Annotated in this window: 19 protein-coding genes; 4 read left to right on the top strand and 15 right to left on the bottom strand. The window is 36.3% G+C overall.

Annotated elements, in window-relative coordinates; translation table 11 throughout:
* Positions 1-110 precede the first annotated feature (110 nt).
* Complete coding sequence (locus FN817_RS00220; RefSeq protein WP_142716194.1) at positions 111-1,403, top strand: T9SS type A sorting domain-containing protein; 1,293 nt, start codon at positions 111-113, stop codon at positions 1,401-1,403.
* Positions 1,404-1,512: 109 nt separating this feature from the next.
* On the opposite strand, the gene FN817_RS00215 is transcribed toward FN817_RS00220, so the two are convergent.
* The 4 genes from FN817_RS00215 to FN817_RS00205 form a co-directional block, all read right to left on the bottom strand.
* Complete coding sequence (locus FN817_RS00215) at positions 1,513-1,803, bottom strand: putative quinol monooxygenase (RefSeq protein ID WP_047376912.1); 291 nt, start codon at positions 1,801-1,803, stop codon at positions 1,513-1,515.
* An 88-nt stretch (positions 1,804-1,891) separates the two neighbouring features.
* Positions 1,892-2,779 carry a sulfite exporter TauE/SafE family protein gene (locus tag FN817_RS00210; RefSeq protein WP_142716193.1) on the bottom strand — a complete coding sequence of 296 codons (888 nt, stop codon included), beginning with the start codon at positions 2,777-2,779 and terminating at the stop codon, positions 1,892-1,894.
* Position 2,780: 1 nt separating this feature from the next.
* Positions 2,781-2,972 (bottom strand): hypothetical protein, encoded by a 192-nt coding sequence (locus FN817_RS22985; RefSeq protein WP_167498791.1) that lies wholly within the window; start codon positions 2,970-2,972, stop codon positions 2,781-2,783.
* Between the two features lie 88 nt (positions 2,973-3,060).
* Positions 3,061-3,468: an RrF2 family transcriptional regulator gene (locus FN817_RS00205; RefSeq protein WP_047376986.1), complete on the bottom strand. Its 408-nt coding sequence runs from the start codon at positions 3,466-3,468 to the stop codon at positions 3,061-3,063.
* 174 nt (positions 3,469-3,642) lie between these two features.
* Between FN817_RS00205 and FN817_RS00200 the strand changes: the two genes are divergently transcribed.
* Positions 3,643-4,071 carry a DUF4268 domain-containing protein gene (locus FN817_RS00200; RefSeq protein ID WP_047423581.1) on the top strand — a complete coding sequence of 143 codons (429 nt, stop codon included), beginning with the start codon at positions 3,643-3,645 and terminating at the stop codon, positions 4,069-4,071.
* Positions 4,072-4,190: 119 nt separating this feature from the next.
* Positions 4,191-4,820, top strand: a complete 630-nt coding sequence (locus tag FN817_RS00195; RefSeq protein ID WP_142716192.1) for a hypothetical protein — start codon at positions 4,191-4,193, stop codon at positions 4,818-4,820.
* 128 nt (positions 4,821-4,948) lie between these two features.
* Here the strand turns inward: FN817_RS00195 and gldG are convergent, their stop codons facing one another.
* The 5 genes from gldG to kbl form a co-directional block, all read right to left on the bottom strand.
* Positions 4,949-6,619, bottom strand: a complete 1,671-nt coding sequence (gldG, locus tag FN817_RS00190; protein ID WP_142716191.1) for a gliding motility-associated ABC transporter substrate-binding protein GldG — start codon at positions 6,617-6,619, stop codon at positions 4,949-4,951.
* Between the two features lie 4 nt (positions 6,620-6,623).
* Complete coding sequence (locus FN817_RS00185) at positions 6,624-7,352, bottom strand: ABC transporter permease subunit (RefSeq protein WP_047423584.1); 729 nt, start codon at positions 7,350-7,352, stop codon at positions 6,624-6,626.
* Between the two features lie 58 nt (positions 7,353-7,410).
* Positions 7,411-7,962: a CopD family protein gene (locus FN817_RS00180; RefSeq protein WP_142716190.1), complete on the bottom strand. Its 552-nt coding sequence runs from the start codon at positions 7,960-7,962 to the stop codon at positions 7,411-7,413.
* A gap of 9 nt (positions 7,963-7,971) precedes the next feature.
* Positions 7,972-8,430 carry a hypothetical protein gene (locus tag FN817_RS00175; protein ID WP_142716189.1) on the bottom strand — a complete coding sequence of 153 codons (459 nt, stop codon included), beginning with the start codon at positions 8,428-8,430 and terminating at the stop codon, positions 7,972-7,974.
* 170 nt (positions 8,431-8,600) lie between these two features.
* Positions 8,601-9,797 (bottom strand): glycine C-acetyltransferase, encoded by a 1,197-nt coding sequence (kbl, locus tag FN817_RS00170; RefSeq protein ID WP_047383271.1) that lies wholly within the window; start codon positions 9,795-9,797, stop codon positions 8,601-8,603.
* A gap of 158 nt (positions 9,798-9,955) precedes the next feature.
* Between kbl and FN817_RS00165 the strand changes: the two genes are divergently transcribed.
* Entirely contained in the window at positions 9,956-10,834 is an 879-nt protein-coding gene (locus tag FN817_RS00165; RefSeq protein ID WP_142716188.1) for a cupin-like domain-containing protein, read from the top strand.
* Positions 10,835-10,900: 66 nt separating this feature from the next.
* Here the strand turns inward: FN817_RS00165 and FN817_RS00160 are convergent, their stop codons facing one another.
* The 6 genes from FN817_RS00160 to FN817_RS00135 all read right to left on the bottom strand — a co-directional run bounded on the left by FN817_RS00160 (position 10,901) and on the right by FN817_RS00135 (position 21,749).
* Positions 10,901-12,829, bottom strand: a complete 1,929-nt coding sequence (locus FN817_RS00160) for a M1 family aminopeptidase (RefSeq protein WP_142716187.1) — start codon at positions 12,827-12,829, stop codon at positions 10,901-10,903.
* A gap of 83 nt (positions 12,830-12,912) precedes the next feature.
* Positions 12,913-14,382: a D-alanyl-D-alanine carboxypeptidase/D-alanyl-D-alanine endopeptidase gene (dacB, locus tag FN817_RS00155; protein ID WP_047423591.1), complete on the bottom strand. Its 1,470-nt coding sequence runs from the start codon at positions 14,380-14,382 to the stop codon at positions 12,913-12,915.
* Positions 14,383-14,543: 161 nt separating this feature from the next.
* Complete coding sequence (gene priA, locus FN817_RS00150; RefSeq protein ID WP_142716186.1) at positions 14,544-16,991, bottom strand: replication restart helicase PriA; 2,448 nt, start codon at positions 16,989-16,991, stop codon at positions 14,544-14,546.
* 457 nt (positions 16,992-17,448) lie between these two features.
* Complete coding sequence (locus FN817_RS00145; protein ID WP_142716185.1) at positions 17,449-18,357, bottom strand: AEC family transporter; 909 nt, start codon at positions 18,355-18,357, stop codon at positions 17,449-17,451.
* Positions 18,358-18,494: 137 nt separating this feature from the next.
* Positions 18,495-20,960 (bottom strand): beta-mannosidase, encoded by a 2,466-nt coding sequence (locus tag FN817_RS00140; RefSeq protein ID WP_142716184.1) that lies wholly within the window; start codon positions 20,958-20,960, stop codon positions 18,495-18,497.
* Between the two features lie 126 nt (positions 20,961-21,086).
* Positions 21,087-21,749, bottom strand: coding sequence for a copper homeostasis protein CutC (locus FN817_RS00135; RefSeq protein ID WP_142716183.1), 663 nt, complete (start codon positions 21,747-21,749; stop codon positions 21,087-21,089).
* Between the last annotated feature and the right edge of the window lie 17 nt (positions 21,750-21,766).

Raw genomic sequence — 21,766 nt, 5'->3', positions numbered from 1 at the left:
ATATATAATTAAAGTAAAACACGATAAAAATCATGTTTTTATTTAGACTCATTAAAAATAATTATATACTTTTGTTGAATCATTCTAAATAAGGATTTAAAAAATAAATTATGAAAACAAAACTATTATTGGCTTCAGTATTGGCAATGTCTGTTCAGCAGACTGTTTTTGCGCAAACTGATGCATTGGGATACTCACAGGTAAATATGACAATGGGGAGCGGATATCAAAACAGAGTATTTGTAAACCTTGCAGATGGTAATATGGTTTCTCAGCCTGCCAATACGTGGGATGTTGCTTTTTATAGAAATTCAAACTATGCATTTGGATCAAGAATAAATGATGCAAAAGATATTGAAGTATTCACTGCTTCAACCAATTTAGCAGACTGGGATAACATCAGTATCAGCAATGAAGCTTCATGGGGAGCCCCTCTTTATAACCCGGATCAGACCACTGACTGGAGCCAGGGAGCTTTTGAACAGGGGCCTGTGACTTCTCCAAACCCCAATATTCCTTCAACAGGATGGGGAGTTTACAATCCTATGAATCACCACATCCAGGGGAAAGCTATTTTTGTTTTAAAATATCCTTCAGGAACATACATCAAATTTGCTATTGAAGATGCCTTTGCAGGGTACACTTTTAAATATTCAAAATGGAACGGCACTTCATGGAGCGCTACAGAAACAAGAACCATCGCTAACGGAACGGATGATTCTTATTTTAACTATTTCTCATTTGATACCGGTGCAAAAGTTCCTGGTCTTGAACCGTCAAGAACTGCATGGGATTTCGTATTCACAAAATATTACACATTCTATATGGGCGTGCAGATGTATCCGCTTTCCGGAGCCATCCAAAGCCCTAATATCAAAGTAGCAATGACACAGCCGGAAACACAGGCTACAACAGCTTATACAATCCCTGCCAATGCAAGTTTCTCATCAGCTATTACAACTGTGGGACACTCATGGAAAGGCATCGGAACGGTAAAAAGTGATGTGGTATACTATGTTAAAAAAGGAAATGACTACTACAGAATGTACTTCACGACTAATGGCGGGGCAAGTACAGGAAATATGTATTTCAAATACAAAAAAATTACTGAAACATTAGGAATTACCGAAGTTGGAAAAAAGGCTTCTTTTGGTATTTATCCTAACCCTGCACCAGCAGATAAAAAAGTAACGGTTCTTTTTGATGTTAAAGAAAAAGCAAGCAACAAAGGAAATGTGGAGGTGTATGATCTTACCGGTACAAAGGTATATTCTGCTGAGCTTTCCAATCAGGCAGGATTCTACAAGCAGGATCTGAACCTTTCTACACTTACATCAGGAAATTACCTTGTAAAAATAACTTACGGAGGCCATTCGGAGACGAAAAAGCTTATCGTGAAATAAACTTTTTATTTTAATACTTTCTATTTTTTCTAATAAAAAGGCGGTTTCAATAGTTTGAGACCGCCTTTTATTCTGTAAAGTAATTGAGAAATTCTTTACATCCTCAAAATTAATATATCTTAAATCCTTTATAAACTTCTGCTGAGCTCTCCATGATTTTGGAAGCATCTTTACGGAAATCCAAAAGGTGATCCTGTCCATTATGTCTGTTGTGATGCTCTACGCTTTCCCAAAGCTCGATCAGGAAGAAAGTTCCTTTATTATCTTTATCCTCAATAAGGTCATACTGCAGGCAGCCTTCTTCTTTTCTTGTTTCTTTCACAAGGTTCTGAAATAGCTCTACCGCATCCATCAGATAATTTTCATTAAACTTAAAAAGTGCAATGATATGTAAATTCATGTTCTAATATTTAGTGATGTAAAAGTAAAATATTTTCAAAACCGAATATCTTTTTAAGCTCTTTATTTTTCAATACAAAGCATAATTTTTAATTAAAAACTGATTTATAAATAGTTATAGAACTCATCACAATCACCAATGTTCCGATAATCACAAACATTTTCTTCACAGGAAGCCTTGCAGTAAGCATAGCTGAAAAAGGAGCGGTAATAATTCCGCCGATTAAAAGCCCGAGAATGATATTCCAGTGCTGAATTCCCAGGGTAAAGAAAAAGGTAACGGCGGCCGTTAGGGTAAGGATAAATTTAGCTACGGTAGAACTTCCTACGGCAAATCTTGGGGTAAATGCATTTTTAATCAGAGTTCCGGTTACCAGAGGTCCCCATCCTCCACCGGCAAAAGAGTCTATAAAACCACCTATCACTCCCAGTCTGGTAAGATTGGTTTTTCTTTTCAATGCTTTACTTTGTTTTTCTTTGAAAGCATTTGATAAAATCTGAATCCCGAGATATAAAGTATAAAAAGCGATCAGTGTTTTTGTAATTTTTGCATAATACTCTCCAAGATAAGTAAGACTTACCGCACCAATAACAGCCCCGATAACTGCTGGCACTGCAAGTTTTTTTACTAAACTCTTACTGACATTTTTCAATCTGATATGGCTGATACTTCCCGCTGCCGTTGTAAAACTTTCTGCTGAATGGATACTTGCACTTACAATATGAGGGGGAATATTCAGAATCATAAGTGTAGTGGTACAAATGACTCCATATCCCATTCCCATTGATCCCGCCACAATTTCTGCAAAAACCCCTACCAGAAGCATCCAGTAAAAAATATAATTATTTTTTGCCAGAATGGTCTGCAGCTCTTCCAGATATCCCAGTTCATACATTGAAAAAACAACAATAGATATAATGACAGCCGTCACAAAAAGGACATTAAGCCTTACCTGAATTTTTCTTGAAATCACCATATTAAAAAATCGTTTTAATCTGTAGTTTTTGATTATCCGTCACATCGAAAATAAAAACATTTAACGATCGTATGTTTTCTGCACTTCTGTGTAAGGAAATATTTGCAGATATACTATATACTGCAGCAGAATGCACGGCAGTCATGGAGAGTGTAAGCTTTTGTAATCGGTTTGCCTCTTCTTTTGAAATCATAGTTTATTCATTTGAAGTACTGCAAATATCTGATAAAATATTTATCCTACAAAAAAAGTAGACTATTAATTCAAAAAAAAGGATCAGGTCAGTCGACCAGATCCATTAAAGTTTTTTTCTCCAGAATGTTCAGCGAAGCATCCCGCACTTCTATCAGTACATCATGCAGTCCACAGTGATCTTCATTGCAGTCATCACATTTTTCGTAAAAATTTAGACTTACGCAGGGAAGCATGGCAATAGGACCGTTTACCAGACGAATAATTTTCGCCAGTTTCACATTTTCAGGTTTTTCCTTCAGAAAATATCCTCCACCCTTTCCTTTTTTACTGTCAAGAATTTCCGCTTTTTTTAGTTCAAGCAGAATATTTTCCAAAAACTTTAAAGGAATCTTTTTGTGTTCCGCAATTTCGGAAATAAGAATCGGGCCTTCATTTCTTTTTTCTACAAGATATGAAAGCGCCTTGAACGCATATTGAGATTTTTTTGAAAGCATTACAGCAAAAATAAGAAAATTGTTTAACATTTGAAAAAGAGCTGCAAGCAGAAAGATAAATCTTCAATTCCAGCTCTGCCTTTAGGTATTTTTGCTCATCCGGCTTATCCGTAATTTCACGGTTTTTAGTACCACATTTTTGCCTTTCTCCTATTAAATCATTATGTTTGCCATATGTTCAGTAAACAAGAGGCACAGCAGTTAAAAAAGGAATTTTGGACCGCTTTCGGAAGATCATTTCCCAGAAAATGGATTCTTTATGATACCAAAATCAAGGATATGGCATTTAAATTTTCTGCCGACAATAAAAAAGCAGAAGTTTCTCTGGATATCGAAATGAAAGACGAAATTTTTCGAAACGCCTATTACGAAAAGATCTGGTCACTGGAAGATATCTTAAAAGATTACACCGGAGACTTTCATAAAGAAGAACACTTTACCCTTGAGAACGGAAAGATTATCAGCAGGATATGGATAGAAAAACATGGGGTTTCCATTTTCAATAAAAATACCTGGCAAGAAATTTTTGAATTTTTTGTGGACAAAATGGACGGTTTCGAAAGGTTTTACTATGAATATGAGGATTTTATAAAGGATATATAAAATACTTACGAAATAAATACTATTTTACACTTCAGGCTTAGATAAAAAAGAAAACTTATCTTTGTGATACCACTTAAACTAATAGATGAAACTAAATAACGTGATTAAAAATGAGAAAAGTGTACAAAAACATTTTTGGAGAAATTATCTCTAAAAGTAAAGCTGTGAAGCTAAGCGAATATCATCTGTATTATTATGAGGAAGGTTCTGATTTTCTAAAAGAAATTGAATTCATCAACGAAGACAGTGTTTACAACATCAATTATTTTTTAAGTGACGAAGAGGACGAAGCACAGGTAGTAGAGTATCTTAAGGAAAAATCAGATTTTTTTGATATTGAAAAAAAAGAAACTGCTGACGGTTTTATTATTTCTACCAATAAACTATATTCCTTATCCGTAGACGATCTGCCCTTAATTTCCAAAACTGTTTTCAAAACAGAAGATCCAGAAAATTTTATCTGTTCACAGGTGATCGATAACGAAACCCATGAACCACAGCTTGAAAGAACCATAAAATGCTGGTATAGCAACGACGAAAACGGTGAAAAATATGCTGCCATAGAATGCAGCTACCAGGAAGACGGAAAGCTTGAACTGGCTGTAGATAAGACTCCAGACCCGGACAATGAAGAAAACTGGGTTCATTATGATTATGATACCTTCCAGGATCTTCAGGCACAGATCTCTACTGATATCAGTTATTACAGAACTGCCGCTTTACTTCCAAAAGGAGCCTTTCAGCAATAATCTATAGTGTATTAGTACTAATCTCAAAAATTATTGATATAGATGTGAACTCAACTTTTTTTTAAAGCAAGATTGAGCCATATTACAATAAAAAGTCCGGAAGAAAATATCTTCCGGACTTTTATATTTTATCCAAATTTCTTTTTCCTCAGCCAGAAGAACAGTCCTCCGATAAGGCCGATAATGGCCAATGGAAGCAGTAAGTTCAGCCACTGCCATGTGGATTTCTCTTCAGTGATTCTTTGTCTGTCCAGAAGTCTTTCTTCAATGTTTCTGTTTCTCAGTTCCATCAGGTTGCTGTCGTCTAACAGATAGTCTAAAGCATTTCTAAGGAACTGTTCGTTACCAAATTGCTCGTTGGTCAGCAGGTCTACACCTAGTGGAAGCGGTTTTCCTTTGATCACCTTATTTCTTCCTACATCACCGTCTGCAATAACGATCATTTTGTTTTCCGGGCTTGAAGTTTTGAATCCGGGGTAAGATTGTCTTTCAATTCTGGATGCATAGGCAGAATTAAATTTTCCTTCCAAGGCTACAGCGAAGATCTTCGGTGTACTTGGTTTTTCCATTTGTCCAAGACTGTCTACGCTTGCAATTTCTTTCAGGTCCACATAGTTCGGAACCTGTTTCAGTAATGTTCTTTCACTGGATTCAAAAAGAACTTTTGTTTTGATATTCTTTCTTCCCCCTAAAGTATCAATAGAAGTCGGGAATTCAAATTTTACCGGGTTAATATTCTTTGTGACCGGATTATTATTTTCAGCAATTCCAAGCGGATAATATGGCCATGGTAAGCTTGTGTACTGAGGATTTCCGCTTACTTCTCCTGTAACCAATCTTAACAGGGCAAACTTTTTAACGTCTTTTACCAAAGCCGGATTAATTCTTAACCCATAATTGAAAAAAAAGTCTGTCATATTGATATCTACAGGGAAAGGCATTACTTTTTTAGATCTCGTTAAGGTATCCATCTCAGCATTTACCGCATCAATCATCCAAAGGGTTTTCCCACCGTTCATGATGTATTGGTCAAGAATTACTTTTTCATTATCTGTGAAAGCTTTTCTTGGTTTTGCAATCACCAAAGCACTCATTTGCTTTAATAAAGGAACATCTTCTAATGAAAGTTCAGTCTGGTTTTTAGGAATAATAGGTCCAGCATCATAGTTTTCCATAGCCAGCTGTACAAATCCCTGGAATTCATCCGGGTTCAATTCATCATGATTGACCAGAATCCCGATTTTCTTTCTCTTTGCAGCTGCAATATTTTTAATGTTGGAAATAAGATTATACTCCAGTCCTTCAATGGATCTTGTTAACTGCTGGTCCGCATCAATTCCTGCCTGTTGTACTACCAAAGGTATAGAAACGCCGTCATTTCCATGCTTGATTACAGCATATGGGAAAAGGGTGATCTGTGAAATTTTTCCATCTTTTACATCCGGAAGAATAGACGGCTGCATTCCCAAGGCCATCAGCGTGTCCTGAGACATTTTTGTTTTAATCGGATCGATGAATTTAAAATCAATCTTTGGATTTATTTTTCTGAATTCTTCCAGCATGAATTTCGTCTCGCTCTGAAGCTGTTTGAAACTTGCCGGAAAATCTCCTTCCAGATATACATCAACAGTCAGAGGCTTTTTAACGGACTCCAGTACTTTGATGGTGTTATCTGAAAGTGTATATCTTTTTTCTTTTGTTAAGTCTAATCTGATTCCTGAATACGTCAGGATAATAACCAAAGGAACAATTGCAATTAAGAAAATTCCCAGTGGAGATTTAGCATTGATCTTCTTCATAATTCTACTTCTTTTTGTTTATAAAATGATTGGACAATACTAATGAAGCCCCAATGACAAGAACAAAATACGCTACATCTTTAAAATCAATAAGCCCTCTTGTAAAGCCTAAGAAATGCTGATAGAAACCTATATTCTGAAGGATAAAATCTGCACCTCCCAAAAGTTTATAGCTTGCTAATTGCTCGATTCCGAAATACATAATAAAGCACATGAAAACGCCCAACAGATAAGCCATAATCTGATTCTGTGACAATGAAGAAGCCAAAATTCCTACTGCAGCAAATGCCGCAATTAAAATAATCAGCCCAAAGTAGCTCCCAAAGGTCATTCCAAGATCGATATTTCCTGCAGGAACTCCCAGCACATACACTGTATAAAGGTAAATGAGTGAAGGAATAAGGCATAAAACCCCAACAATCCATACAGAAAGGAATTTTCCGGTTACGAGATCAGAAACCTTTAACGGTTGTGAAAAAAGCCAGTTTAACGTTCCTGTCTGCTGTTCTTCCGCAAAAGTTTTCATAGAAAGGGCCGGAATGATAAACATCAGCAGCCATGGAACCAATACGAAATAACTCTGAAGCGAGGCCATTCCGATCTCAAAAATATTAGAATCGTTGTCGAAAAAGAACAGGAAAAGAGTTGCGATCAAACTGAAAGCGGCAATGATCACCCATGCACTCCAGTTTCCAAAGTAACTCCAAAGTTCTTTCTTTAAAATTGCAATCATAGTTTTTTTGTAAGATGTAAAAAGGATGAATGTTTAAGACATAGGTCCTACTCTACAATTATTTGTTTTTTTTATTTTTATTAACCAGTTTCACTGTCATCATGATCAGAAATACAAGAACGAAAAATCCTGTGATTAATTGCCACCAGTATTCAATCACCATTGATTTTAAAATAACGGTAAATACTACCAGAAACAGAATGAATGTTGCAATTTCATTGGCCTGTCTCAGTTTGATATTGGCAATCGGCAGTGTATCTCCATGTAATTCTTTTAAATGAAGGACTTTTTTCCAGCACCAGTAATGGTAAATGGCAAGTCCGATAAGGAAGGTCAATTTCAAATGAAACCACGGCATTTTCATCAGCCCCGGATTTAAAAAGATCATGACCAATCCACATACTGCCATAATTACTCCCGCTGGAACGGTAATAATATTCCACAGTCTTCTGGCCATAAAAGTGTACTGCTCTCTCAGAATTTTCTTTTTCTCTTCAGGAAATTCATCGGTATCTTTATAGTAAACGAAAATCCTCACGAGATAAAAAATTCCCGCAAAGTAGCTCACCATAAAGATAATGTGTAGTGCTTTTATTATTGTGTAAAGCATTTTTTAATTCTATTTTTTAACAGGAACAATCTTACTAAAAGTATCTAGTTTTTTCAAATATTCAAAAAAATTATCTTTTGCGTTATTAATCCGAACATGTTCAAATAAAACAATTAAAATAGAAATGAAGATCAAAGCAATCCATAAATAATTTTCCTGCTGAAAAAATACGATTGCAAACATCAACATAATTATTATTCCTAAAATATTTCCAAAAATGGAAAGAACACCATTGTATACGGTTAATTCAATAGTTTCCGGTTTATCATCTTTTGCAACAAACTTTCCCTTAAAATAAGGAGATATTTTATCATAATTAAACTTAATATCAAAACTATTCTCAGATACCCTTCCTACGAAAAATTTGTTCCAATCAAAGAACTTTTTAGATAAATTTTTATCTATATCATTTAAAATTTCCTCTTTTGGTTTTGAAAATTCAACTATATACTTGGATTTAAAAAACATTTCATTGAAAATTATGCGCAAAGATAAGTTTTTATATAATTTTTTAAGAATAAATTTCCTTGATTTGGAAAATATAGATAAAACGGGTTCATATAAAAATAGTTCGGCTCGGGGCAGCAAAGCTGCCCGAGCCGAACATTATATTTCTATTGTTTTAATCAACGCAATGATTAAGAAATCACTCCTAATTCTTTTCCAACTTTTTCAAAAGCAGCAATCGCTTTATCCAAATGTTCTTTAGTATGAGCAGCAGATAACTGTACTCTGATTCTCGCTTTTCCTTTCGGTACTACAGGATAGAAGAATCCGATTACATAGATTCCTTCATCCATAAGCTTTTCAGCCATTTTCTGAGAAAGAGGCGCATCGTAAAGCATTACCGGAACAATGGCAGCATCTCCGTCAGGAATATCAAAACCTTTCGCTTTCATTTCTGTTCTGAAGTATTCTGCATTTTCCATTACCTGATCACGAAGAGAAGTATTATCAGAAATCATATCCAATACTTTCAAAGCAGCTCCTACAATTCCAGGCGCCAGAGAGTTCGAGAACAAATAAGGTCTTGAACGCTGTCTCAGCATATCAATGATCTCTTTTTTACCGGAAGTAAAACCTCCTAAAGCACCTCCTAATGCTTTTCCTAAAGTAGAAGTGATGATATCTACTCTACCCATTACTTCATTGGCTTCGTGAGTTCCACGTCCTGTTTTCCCGATGAAACCTGTTGCGTGGGAATCGTCAACCATTACCAAAGCATCATATTTATCAGCAAGGTCACATACTCCTTTCAGGTCTGCAACAATACCGTCCATTGAGAATACTCCGTCTGTTACGATAATTTTGAAACGGTGGTTCTTTTCAGAAGCTGCAATCAATTGAGCTTCCAGATCCGCCATATTATTGTTTTTATATCTGTATCTCGCTGCTTTACAAAGACGAACACCGTCAATAATAGAAGCATGATTCAGTTCATCTGAAATAATAGCATCCTCTTCAGTAAACAATGGTTCAAAAACGCCACCGTTTGCATCAAATGCTGCTGCATAAAGAATGGTATCTTCAAGACCTAAAAAGTCAGCGATTTTTTTCTCCAAATCCTTGTGAATATCCTGTGTTCCACAGATAAAACGTACCGATGACATCCCGTATCCGTGAGATTGAATCATTTCCTGAGACGCTTTCATTACTTCCGGGTGGTTGGATAATCCCAGATAATTATTCGCACAGAAGTTCAAAAGCTTTTTTCCGTTGGCTTCTATTTCTGCACTTTGCTGAGAAGTGATGATTCTTTCTCTTTTGTAAAGTCCGTCATTCTCAATATTCTGAAGTTCGTTCTGTAAATGCTGAAGGTATTTTTCAGAGATCATTTTTAGTAATTTTTTAGATGTGCTAATTTACTAAAAAGGCAGTAAAATAAAACCTTTTATATGTTTAATTCTAAAAAATCAATTCAGGTTTCACTTTTAACATTATTAGTCTACAAATTTAGTAGGATAATATTTATATTTGTTTAAAATTTGAGAGCATGAGATTAAAGCCGGTACAAAAAATAAAGACCATCCATTCAGAAACCTTTATTAAGGACCATATGAAGCCGAGAATTCCAATTATTATTGAAGATTTTATACATCCGGAAAGCCCAGCCTTCAAAAAATGGAATTATGAATATTTCAAAGAAATTGCGGGAGATCATAAAGTAAATATTTACGGCAGTGAGCTTGATTCCCTTGACAGAGTCGCAAGTGATCCTATAGCACAAAGTACATTTTCAGAATATCTCGATCTTATACAGTCCACCCCTACTGAACACCGCCTTTTTTTGTTTAATTTATTAAAAATAAAACCTGAACTTAAAAATGATCTTATCTACAATGATGTTACGGATGGTAAAATAATAAAATGGCTTCCTTTTATGTTTTTTGGAGGGGAAGGTTCCGTGACCAGAAATCATATTGACATTGATATGTCACACGTTTTCATTACCCAGTTTCAGGGAATCAAAAGAATCTGGCTTTTTCCCTGGGAACAGTCTGATTTTATGTATAAGCTGCCATATAACTTCCACAATCTTGCCCAAATTAAAAACCCAGACTACAGAAAATATCCTGCACTACTCTATTTAAACGGCTATGAAGCAGTGATTCATCCCGGTGAAACCCTTTATATTCCTTCAGGATGGTGGCACTATATTCAGTATGATACGGAAGGTTATTCCATCTCGGTGAGAGCCTTACCTTCAAGTCCTCTTGAAAAATGGAGAGGATTCAAGAACCTGGTCATCACAAGACATTTTGACAACCTCATGCGCAAACTGTTTAAAGAAAGATGGTTTGGATATAAAGTAAAAATAGCCCGGAAGAGAGGGGCTAAAGCTGCCAGAAAACAAAGAAGCTTTCAGATCTGAAAGCTTCCTGTTATTTTATCGTTAATGATAAGTAAAATATGTATTGATATTTTACAATCTTAAATTTTAATGTTTGATGAACTTGATGCTTTTTTCATCAATCGTAATGAAATAAGTTCCCGGAACCAATTCTGAAATTCCGATCGCTTTACCCGGCTGATACGTTCCTTTTCCTACCAGTTTCCCATCTACAGCATGAATCGTAAAGTCTGTGGATCTGGTTATTCCTTTCAGATGAATTTCATTTTTAGCAGGATTTGGATAAAGTCCAAAGCTTTCTTTTTCAACAGAGGAAACACTTAAAGTATTATCCTGAGTAACAGTAGAGTTTTTTTCCAGAATCTGATACTCATAATTGAACTGAACACTTGCAATAGGGAATGTCACAGATTCTAAAAAACTTTGGTTATTGGAAGTATTGTTAAGGACCAGATAAGCAGTCTGCCCTGAAGTTCCGGTTACTTTTATAGGCAAAGGCATTTCGAAAAAGCTTACGTTAGAACTGCTTTGTGTCTGAGAAACCTTAAATAAAGCCTGATTACCGCCCTGCATCCATTTTATAGTATAGGTAGGATATCCTTCCCCATACACCCAGTCATTAAAAAATCCTGTAAAATCTATTCCGGTAGACTGAAGCAGAGAAGCATTAAAATCTGCGGTACGCGCATAGCTGTAGGCTAAATTCGGTCTGGCATGATAATCTTTAAGGGCTTGATAAAATGCAGCATCCCCTAAAATCCACTTCAGCATTCTCAGTACATATCCACCTTTAGAATAAGACAGTCTGCTGTCAAATATTCTATTGATGCTGGAAAGTCCGCTGTCTGGTACATATACCGTTCCTGTTGTACTTGCTGTAATATAATTGGATTGACCTTGCAGATAATTAAGGAACTCAGTATTGGTCATCAGTAACTTTTCATTGGCAACGTGTTCCCCGAAAGTGGCAAAACCTTCATTCAGCCAGATATCATTCCATGCACCGCAGGTTACTTTATCTCCAAACCACTGGTGAGTAAGCTCATGGGCAATCAACTGTTTGCTCCATCCTCCCATAGAAGACATGGTCTGATGTTCCATTCCTCCACCATACATAAATTCCATGTGGCCATATTTTTCATTACGGAAAGGATACGAACCAAAATAGGTTTCAAAAGTATCCATCACCTGCTTTGTCCAGTTAATATTGGCTATACTGGTTGCATTTGAATTCGTAGACGGATAAATATAGTTGACAAAAGGAAACGGAGGGTTTCCGATGGTATCAGTAAGCTTGACAAAATTGGTAATTGACAGCGCAATAAGATAAGCCGGCGTAGGATACATCGTTCTCCAGAAAGTAAGCTTGGTTGATCCTGTAGGGAAAGTTTCGGACATTAGTTTTCCATTGGCAGCAACACTGTAATTGGATGGCGTTGTAATTTTGAAATCGAATCTTTCAATTTTATCATTCAGACTTTGTTTTGTGGGAAACCAGTCCTGTGCGCCATAAGGTTCATTTAAAGTAGAAAGTACCGGAACTCCGCTCTGCGTAGCTGTTGTAAAGGCACCATTGGCACTAGGCGGCATTCCTGAATAGTGAATCGTCAGAGAATCCAGCGTATTCGCAGCTATCGGAGTCTGAAAATCAATTTTCACTTCGTTGGAAGGAAGCTGCTGGAAAACAAGGTTGTTACCATGATATTTAACCTGAGAAACCGTTAAAGAAGTTGTCAGATCAAAATAAATGCTTCCCATACTCTGAGTAGGCTTAAAATGAGAAGTTACCGATCCGGAAATAGTATTGGAAGCCGGATTGAGCGTAACATCCATTCTTTGATACTGTAAATCGTAATTCAAAGTATTAGGATTCGTATTCCCGATATTCATTTTTTGCGTAAAGGATTTTTTCTCTTTTTCGATCAATCCTTTCATATCGATGTTTTGCTCATGCTTCTGGCCATAGAACTGCTGAGAAAATAAAAATCCCAACACCAAAAGGTACAATTTTGTCATGTTTAGAAAAATTTAACCAAATATAAAAAAAACCTTTTAATCAATGATTAAAAGGCTGTTATAATATATAAAATAAAAAATTTTTAAAGATCCAGTGCAGGTTCAAGAATTTTTTCCATTCTCTTTTTCACCATATCTACCGACCCGGAATAGTTATTTACCATTAAAGAAAACACTAATGTCTTCCCGGAATTTGTCTTCAGATAACCTGCTAATGTTTTTACTTTATTCAAAGTTCCTGTTTTTGCAAAAACCTGTCCGTTACCTCCACCAATGAACATTCTTTTTAAAGTTCCGGATTGTCCTCCTATAGGAAGAGAAGTTAAATAAGATCTGTAATATTTCTGATCCATCAAAGAGGTTAGAAATTTCGCCTGGGAAATAGGCGTTACATTATTGCTTCTTGAAAGCCCGCTTCCATCCATATAATTAAGACCATTCATATCAAAACCTGCATCCTTCAGGTGATTTGTCACCACAATTCTTCCTGATTCTGAAGTCTGGTCACCCATTTTCTGATAACCAACGGTTCTTAATAAAGCTTCTGCCAATGAATTATCACTGTGCTGATTGGTATAATAAATAATGTCACTTAAAGTTGGAGATTTATAAGCTGAAAGCATTTTTCTGCCTTCCGGAGCTGAATCTGTCATTTTAGGACTTACTTTTCCGGTAACAGGGATTCCGCTTTTCACCAATGTTGTTCTGAACGAGTTGGCAAGATATGCAGGAGCATCAGGAATTTTGGTTGTTAAAGCTCCGTTTCCTTCATATTTATCAGCATATACCATCTGATGATTGTAAGGAGAAACATAGAAAAATTTCTTATCCGTAGAGAAACTTCCTTTTTTAACAATCAGTTTTTCGTTAGCCGGGTTGATATCACGGGTACTTCCTGCAGGCAGATAATAATTATTGTTTTCCAGCCATACAACATTTTCCGGAAGCACTGAAATATTGCCTTTGAAAAGCGCTGTCTGAATGATAATATCACCATTTACCTTTTTGATTCCCTCTCTTGAAACTCCACCCACGAAATCTGAAATAATGTCTCTGTAAGATGATGCACCCGCTTTGTTTGTTCCCAGAGAAGGGTCACCGCTTCCTATGACATAAAGATTTCCATTTAAAACTCCATTTTCATCTATAGTTCCTGAATACTCCAGCTGAGTCATCCAACGGTAGTTTTCACCCAGCAGGTTTAATGCCGTTTCTGTTGTAAGCAGCTTTGTAGTAGAAGCAGGTACCAGGGGAGTATTTTCATTGTACGAAGAGATTACTTTCTTCGTTTTCGGATCGTACACTACGAATCCCCAGCTTGCATTTTTCAGCACAGGATCCGCCATCATTGTGTTCACATTAATATCTACAAGTTCTTTTGCTGACAAAACAGTTTTCTCCACCATCGTACTAACGGGTGAAGGCAGGTTTAAACTGCTTTTCTGACTGTCATAATTCTGAGAATAAAGAACGGTAGAAACGGTAGATTGAGCCAGGAAAAGACCAGAAGCCAACACCGCCGCACTTGAAATATATTTTCTGAAATTTACCATCTATCTTCTTTTTGTTCTATAGTTTTGACGCTATAAAAAATGACAGGTTAAATCATTCAATTAAAGAGCCAAACACTTAATCAACGTCCAAAAGTAGAAATTATTGTCATATAACAGACCACTGACCCGTTATAAAAGAGTGTAAAGTTTGTTAAAAATTGTTAAAAATCAACAAAAACATCTTTTTTAATGCTTTGATATGCAGTGATTTCATCAAATTCTTTCAAACTTATTAAAACCAGGTTTTTGAATTTCTCATAGTTTTTCCCCCGGGGAAGCTTAAGCATAATCTGGAATTGGTACAGATTATTCAGCCTTGCAATCTGAGCTCTTTCAGGACCTAAAACGCAATCTTCCGGAAGATATTTTCTTAAAATGGAACCTAAAAACTGAGACGCCCGGTCCACTTTATCTTCCTTTCTGTGCTTCATTTCAATCATAATCAGCTTCGTAAAGGGCGGATAATGGAATTTCTGGCGTTCGGTAAGGATATATTTATAGATCTTCGCAGGATTATTCATCTTGATCAGCTGGAATACAGAATGATCAGGATTAAAGGTCTGAATAAGAATTCTTCCTTTTCCGGAAACCCTTCCGGCTCTTCCTGAAACCTGAGTGATCAGCTGATAAGCTCTTTCTTCTGCTCTGAAATCCTGTACATATAATAAGGAATCTGCTTTGGGAATAGTAACGAGTTCAATATGATTAAAATCCAGTCCTTTGGAAATCATCTGAGTTCCTACGATAATGTCTGTTTCTCCGTCTTCAATCTTTTCATACAGCTTTTCGTAGGCAAATTTCTTACGCATAGAATCCACATCCATTCTGTCTACCTCATTTTCCGGAAACAGCTTGGAAACTTCTTCATGAATCTGCTCTACACCTACACCTCTTTCGTTCAGCTTTTCAGAATTGCATTTCGGACAGGTCTTCGGTTTTGAAGCTCTTTGTCCGCAGTAATGGCATTTCATTTCATTCGCTGCCTTGTGATAAGTCATCACCACATCACAATTGGAGCAGTAATTGACATAGCCACAACTCTCACATTCTATGACATTGGAATAGCCGCGGCGGTTGTGCAGGACAATCGCCTGATTCTTTTCATCCACCGTCTTTTTAATCTCTTCAACAAGTTTCAAAGAGAAATTTCCGGAAACTTTTTTAGAATCCAGGGCTTCTTTGAAATTGATCAGTTCATATTCCGGCAGATTCACATTCCCAAATCTTTCATTCAGGAAAATATACCTCATTTTATCTTTTCTAGCTCTGTAGTAACTTTCAACAGAAGGTGTTGCAGATCCCAGGATTACTCCCGCATTATAAAATCCACCTAAAACCAATGAGGCATCTTTAGCATTGAAATAAGGCGTCACTTCCCTTGGTCTGTAAGCAGAATCATGCTCTTCATCCACCACAATAAGTCCCAGGTTCTGATAAGGTAAAAACAATGCATTACGGGTTCCTATCAGAATACGGATATCATTCTGCCTGATTCTTCTCCAGACTTCTACTCTTTCAAAATCTGTCAGCTTTTGATGGTAAAAACCTAACTGCCTGCCATATTTTTTTTCTAATCTCTGCGTAATTTGCTTGGTAAGGGAAATTTCAGGAAGCAAAAACAGAACATTTTTCCCTTCTTTGATACATTCCTCAATTTTTTCTAAATAAATATGTGTTTTTCCTGATGAAGTTACCCCATGAAGCAGCACATTTTTTCCTTCTTCAAAAGCTTGATCAATTTCAGATTTAGCAATTTTCTGCTGTTCAGAAAGTTCTTCCAGCTCTTCAATTTCTCCTTCATAGCTTTCAATTCTGTCTTTCTGCATGTAGTACTCCTCCACAAGACCTTTATCTGCTAAAGGTTTGAAATGAGAACTTCCGAAATAACCATCCTCAAACAACTCAGATTTTTTGATATGCGCATCAGGATTTTCTGTCTGTTTTTCCAAAATAAGAAGGAACAGGTCTTTCTGTTTTTGGGCTCTGTTTAGTTTTAAAAGAATTTCCGTAAGATTCTGATTGGCCAAAACCTCATCTTTAATTCTCACATAAGCTACTTCTTTAGCTTTATATTTTTCAGCAATTTTTTCATCAATCTCAATATACTGAAGATCGATCAATGAATTGATGGTCTTGATAATATCTTTTTTAGGAATAAATGCCTCAATATCCGTCAGGTTGATCAGCTGTCGGACTTCAAGTGCCTGAATCAGGTACATTTCATTGACATCCAGGTTTTCAAAATCAACTACTATTCCTGGTTTTAATTTTAAATAAGTTTCACTTTCCAGCTTCAAAGAAGAAGGGAATGAAAACCTGTAAATTTCACCAAGACTGCACAGATAATACTCCGAAAGCCAGTTCCAGAAACGGATCTGTTCTTCAGGAACAATCGGCTTATCATCCAACATGCTGATAATTTCTTTAGCAGTAAAATTTTCCGGCGCATTGTCGTGAAGCTCAAATACGATTCCGGTATAGATTTTTTTCCCGCCAAAGGGTACCAGAACACGCATTCCGGCTTGAATTTCGGACATCATTTCTTCGGGAACTTTATAGGTAAAAGATCCTTTGAGGTTCAGTGGTAAAACAATTTGAGCGTATTGCAAGAGAAATATTTAAAGTGTAAAATTAGATTTTTCTTCAGAGAACTGCAACTTTACAGAAATTCTTTCGTGTTCGTTTAATAGACATTTAACCCTACATTCTCAGATGTCCACAGGAATTTCAAGATTTCAGTATGTAAAAACCGTATTATTAAAAATAATTATCGAATACAATAGATTAGATATACTTTAGGAATACAATCTACCCAATCAACGAAATTTGCAAAAAAAATCAATAATAATTCAATAGGAACGGACTTTAGTCCGTTTGATAAAAATTAAAATTTCAATTGGCTTTAGCCAAAACCTAGATTACAACGCAATATTCGCAAAGGTATTATTAATTGGTTTAATTCGTTCGCAAAGGCGTTTCACTTAGCTAAGATATTCCTACGGAATGACAAATAACACGTATAAAACCGATATCAATTGACAGTATTGAGAAAGAGCCATCTTATCGTTAAAAAAAGTATTCGGTCATCTCATACCAAAATGCGGAAGTAAAAAACCCTACAATGATACTGACCCCGATGATCAGATTGGTCAGTTTTGTATTGAGTCTGAACTGCTCTGCGATAATACTGGAGGTAACCAGTGTAGGCATTGCGGCTTCAAATACGGTAATTTTAGCCACATCTCCTTTTATTCCCAATAATAAAGCCATTCCCAAAACAATTGCCGGTGCCAGAATAAGCTTGTAAAGCATTGACATTGACATCTGTGGAATCAGTTTTTTCCATCCGTTAAATTTCAGCTGCAGTCCAACTGAAAACAGAGCTAACGGGCTTACTGTAGCCGCCAGCTTATCAAAAAATGGTTCTGCAACGGTAAAATCAATGAACTGCGATAATATCAGAGCAGAAATACAACCGATTAATGGAGGAAATGTAATGAGTCTTTTTAAAATAAATACTGCGCTTACTTTTCCTGATCTGCTTCCTCCTTTTACAGCAGCAATAATTCCAAGGGTAGAAAGGGCAAAGAACATCGTTTGATCACAAATAATGGCAATACTCAGAAGCCCTTCACCATAAAAAGCACTGATTAAGGGAAATCCTATGAATGATGTATTGCTGTAACCACTTGCCAGTTCTAAAGTACTTCTGGAACGCCTTGAATATCCCCTGCTCTTGCTATAAAACATCATAAAGAAGAAGCAGAACACAGAAATTAAAAATGTGGCCGCTATCGGAAACAGCATTTCTGTTGTCCATTTTACTTTAGGCAGATATTTAAACGAAACTGCCGGAAGAGCAAGATAAAGAATCCAGGTATTGATACCCTTGTGAGCATCGGGGTGGATAGATTTTGTTGCTTTGAATATCATTCCTGCAATAATGCACACTGCAATGAGAACAAAATTTACCATAACTGTAAAGAAATATGATGCAAATTTACGGCTGATTTTTGAGTTGGAAGGGTAAAATTTATATTTTTTTAGGTATAAACCATGTCAAGGTTTAGAACCTTGACATGGTTTGACTACTTGAGAACGTTAGAAAAATTTTAATTCTTCATCACATCCCAAAGACTCATTACTTCAATTTTTTCCAAAGGTTTTGAAAGGGTAATTCTTTTTGAAGTTCCAGGTAACAGATCAAAGAAATTATCACTAAAATGAGTATCGCCGATCAGATAAACGTCTTTTGCCAGGATATCTGTCGCTATTTCAATTTCCGTGGCTGATATTTTTTTGATTTTAATCTCAGGCTTCAGGAGTTTTATATCTTTAGGTTTATTAAAAAAGAACAGTTTTTGAAATGTTGCATCCTTTTCGGAGCTGATCTTTAAAACGACTTCAGATAGATTGAACTGTGCCAATTCTGATTTATTTATACTTCTGATTTTCTTGCTTACATCGGCATTTACAACATCTGACTGATTGGCTTTCCAAAGTGTTTTTCCTTTAAAATCAATGAGTTCAAACTTCGTATCCACTTTCAATTCTTTCATGAGATCGCTTATCAGGTAAACGTCATAGCTTTTATCGGTTTCTGCGATTGATACCAAAACAGGTTCAAAGCTTCTTTTTGCCTGATAATGGAAGGCTTTCCAGTTTCCGAGATAATCAATGGAAGACCATGAAACTACCGGCCAGCAGTCGTTGAGCTGCCAATACAGCGTTCCCATGTTGTAAGGTTTTGCACGGCGGTGAGCTTCAATGGCAATCTGCATCCCTTTCGCCTGCAGCAGCTGTGAAACGTAATTGTACTGTACAAAATCTGTTGGAATTTTATAATCACGTTTCAGGTATTCATTAATGATATCCCAGCCTCGGGCGTGTTTTTCATGTGCTTTGATAGTTGAATTTTGCAGATTTAAATCCGGAGTACCTGAAAACATAGATTTGGTAGTTTCAAGGGTTGGTGTTCCCTGAAAACCGTATTCAGACATGAAACGTCCTACTTTTTCATTGTAAATTTCAAATGGCTGCTCTCCCCACCAAACGCCCCAATAGTGAGAATCTCCTTCTGTAAGGCTTTCTTTATGTCCCCAGCCGATAGATGGCGAACTTGGCCAATATATATTTTTATCTGACTTCAGGTTTTCTGCCAATGCATTGGGAATGACATCATGAAATAACTTTTTATAGTCTTTCCAAACCTGCAGTGAATCATTTTTTGAATAGTTGAACTGTTTCTGATATCCCCAGTTGACAATAGCTTCATCAATTTCATTATTCCCACACCACAAAGCAATAGATGGGTGATTCTGAAGTCTGTTGACCTGATCTTTTACTTCTTCTTTTACATTGTTTAAAAATGCTTCGTCCGCAGGGTAAAAACTTCCTGCAAACATAAAATCCTGCCAGACTAAAATTCCGTTTTCATCGCAGGCTTTGTAAAATTCGTCATCTTCATAAATACCGCCACCCCAGATACGGATCATATTCATATTGGCGTCTTTGGTATCTTTGATCAGTTTCTGATATTTTTCTTTGCTCATTCTGGGTGAAAAACTGTCTCCCGGAATCCAGTTGGTTCCTTTGATATACAACGGATTTCCATTCACTTTGAAATAGAACGACTTTCCTTTTTCGTCTTTTTCCTGAATTAATTCTACGGTTCTTAATCCTATCCTGATGTCTTTAACATCAATATTTTTAAGGTCTTTTGAAAGTTTTATTTTAAAATCATAAAGATTAGCTTCACCACGTCCGTTAGGCTGCCAAAACATCATTCCTTTTGTGTCATAAGGAACTGATATTGTATTAGTCCCTTTTTTTAAAGCTATTTTTTGGTGGATTTTATTAAGGTCTAAGGTGTAGTCCCCTGCATTTTGAGCATAAATTTCTACTTCAAAATGTAAATCAGAGGCTTTTTCAGAGTTATTCTGAATATCTTTAACGGTAATAATTTTGGCATTATTCCAGAATTCTAAGGTAACATCTTTCCAGATTCCCGCAGTAACCAGTCTTGGTCCCCAGTCCCATCCGAACTGATACTGTGCTTTTCTTACAAAACTTCTTGGCGATTCCGGCATGGTAAACGGAACTTTTTTAGCCAGATCTTTTCCGGTATTAACAGCAGATTGAAACTTAATCTGCAATGCATTATTACCCGGTTTCAGATATTGTTTCACAGGAATATTCCATTTCCTGAACATATTATCCGTTTTCTTTAAAAGCTTACCATTAAGATAAATTTCTGAAAATGTATCCAGGCCATTAAAGACCAAATCAATATTATCATTTTTCAATTCCTGAGATGAAACCGAAAATTGAGTCTGATACTCCCAATCTTCATTTTCTACCCATTGTACTTTCTTTTCATTTTCATCTTTAAAAGGATCAGGAATGACCTTGTTATCCATTAAATCCAAATGAACGGTTCCCGGTACTTTCGCAGGAAGCCAGTTCTGATCTTTTGAATTTTTAAACTGCCAGTTCTCAGAAGACAAATTTCTTTGGAAAAACTGGGCACAAAGGATATTCTGCATAAAAAGGAAAGCAAAAAGGATCGTTCTATTCATCAATAAATTTGTTTTGTATTGTTACCATACCACTGATTTTGTCATTCCGAGGTACGAAGGAATCTCTACCATAAGAATTTAGATTCCTGCTGCGCCTGGAATAACAAAATAAGTGTATATAATGCATTACTTACTCTTCAACGCAACCACTTCAGCCGGGTTCGCAAAAACACCACCATCCGTAATGGCTGAGGAATGGAAATACCCTGCATTGGTAACAGCTCTTATTTCTTCAATATTGGATGAACGAAGCCCGCCTCCAACAAGGATTTCTATTCTTCCATCGGAGAGTTCAACCAATTTTTTCAAATTTTCTTTTCCTTCTGATACATTGGGTTTCTGGCCGGAAGTAAGGATGGTTGTAAAACCACATTCAATTACTTTTTCTAAGGACTCTTCCAGATTTGCCGCACGGTCAAAGGCACGGTGAAACGTACATGGAAACGGTGCAGCTAATTCAACCAAAGCTTTATTCTGTTCAACATTAACCTCATCATTTTCATTCAGAATACCGAATACGAAACCGTCTGCCTGTAAAGATTTTAACTGAACCAGATCATTTTTCATCTGTTCAAATTCTGAATCCGAATAGGTAAAATCACCTCCTCTGGGACGGATCATCACAAAAATCGGGATATTAATTTTTTCGCGAAGCTTTTTCATGGTTTCGAAGTCCGGAGTGGTTCCTCCTTCACTGAGACCGTCACATAATTCTAATCTGTCAGCCCCATTTTCAAAAGCAATCATTGCTGATTCAGGATTAAAGCACGCTATTTCTATTTTTGACATTGTATATATCTTTTTAA

It is taken from the genome of Chryseobacterium rhizoplanae (assembly GCF_900182655.1).
Taxonomy (GTDB): domain Bacteria; phylum Bacteroidota; class Bacteroidia; order Flavobacteriales; family Weeksellaceae; genus Chryseobacterium; species Chryseobacterium rhizoplanae.
The sequence above is the reverse complement of the archived record's forward strand: the minus strand, read 5'-3'. Positions and strand labels throughout refer to the sequence as shown.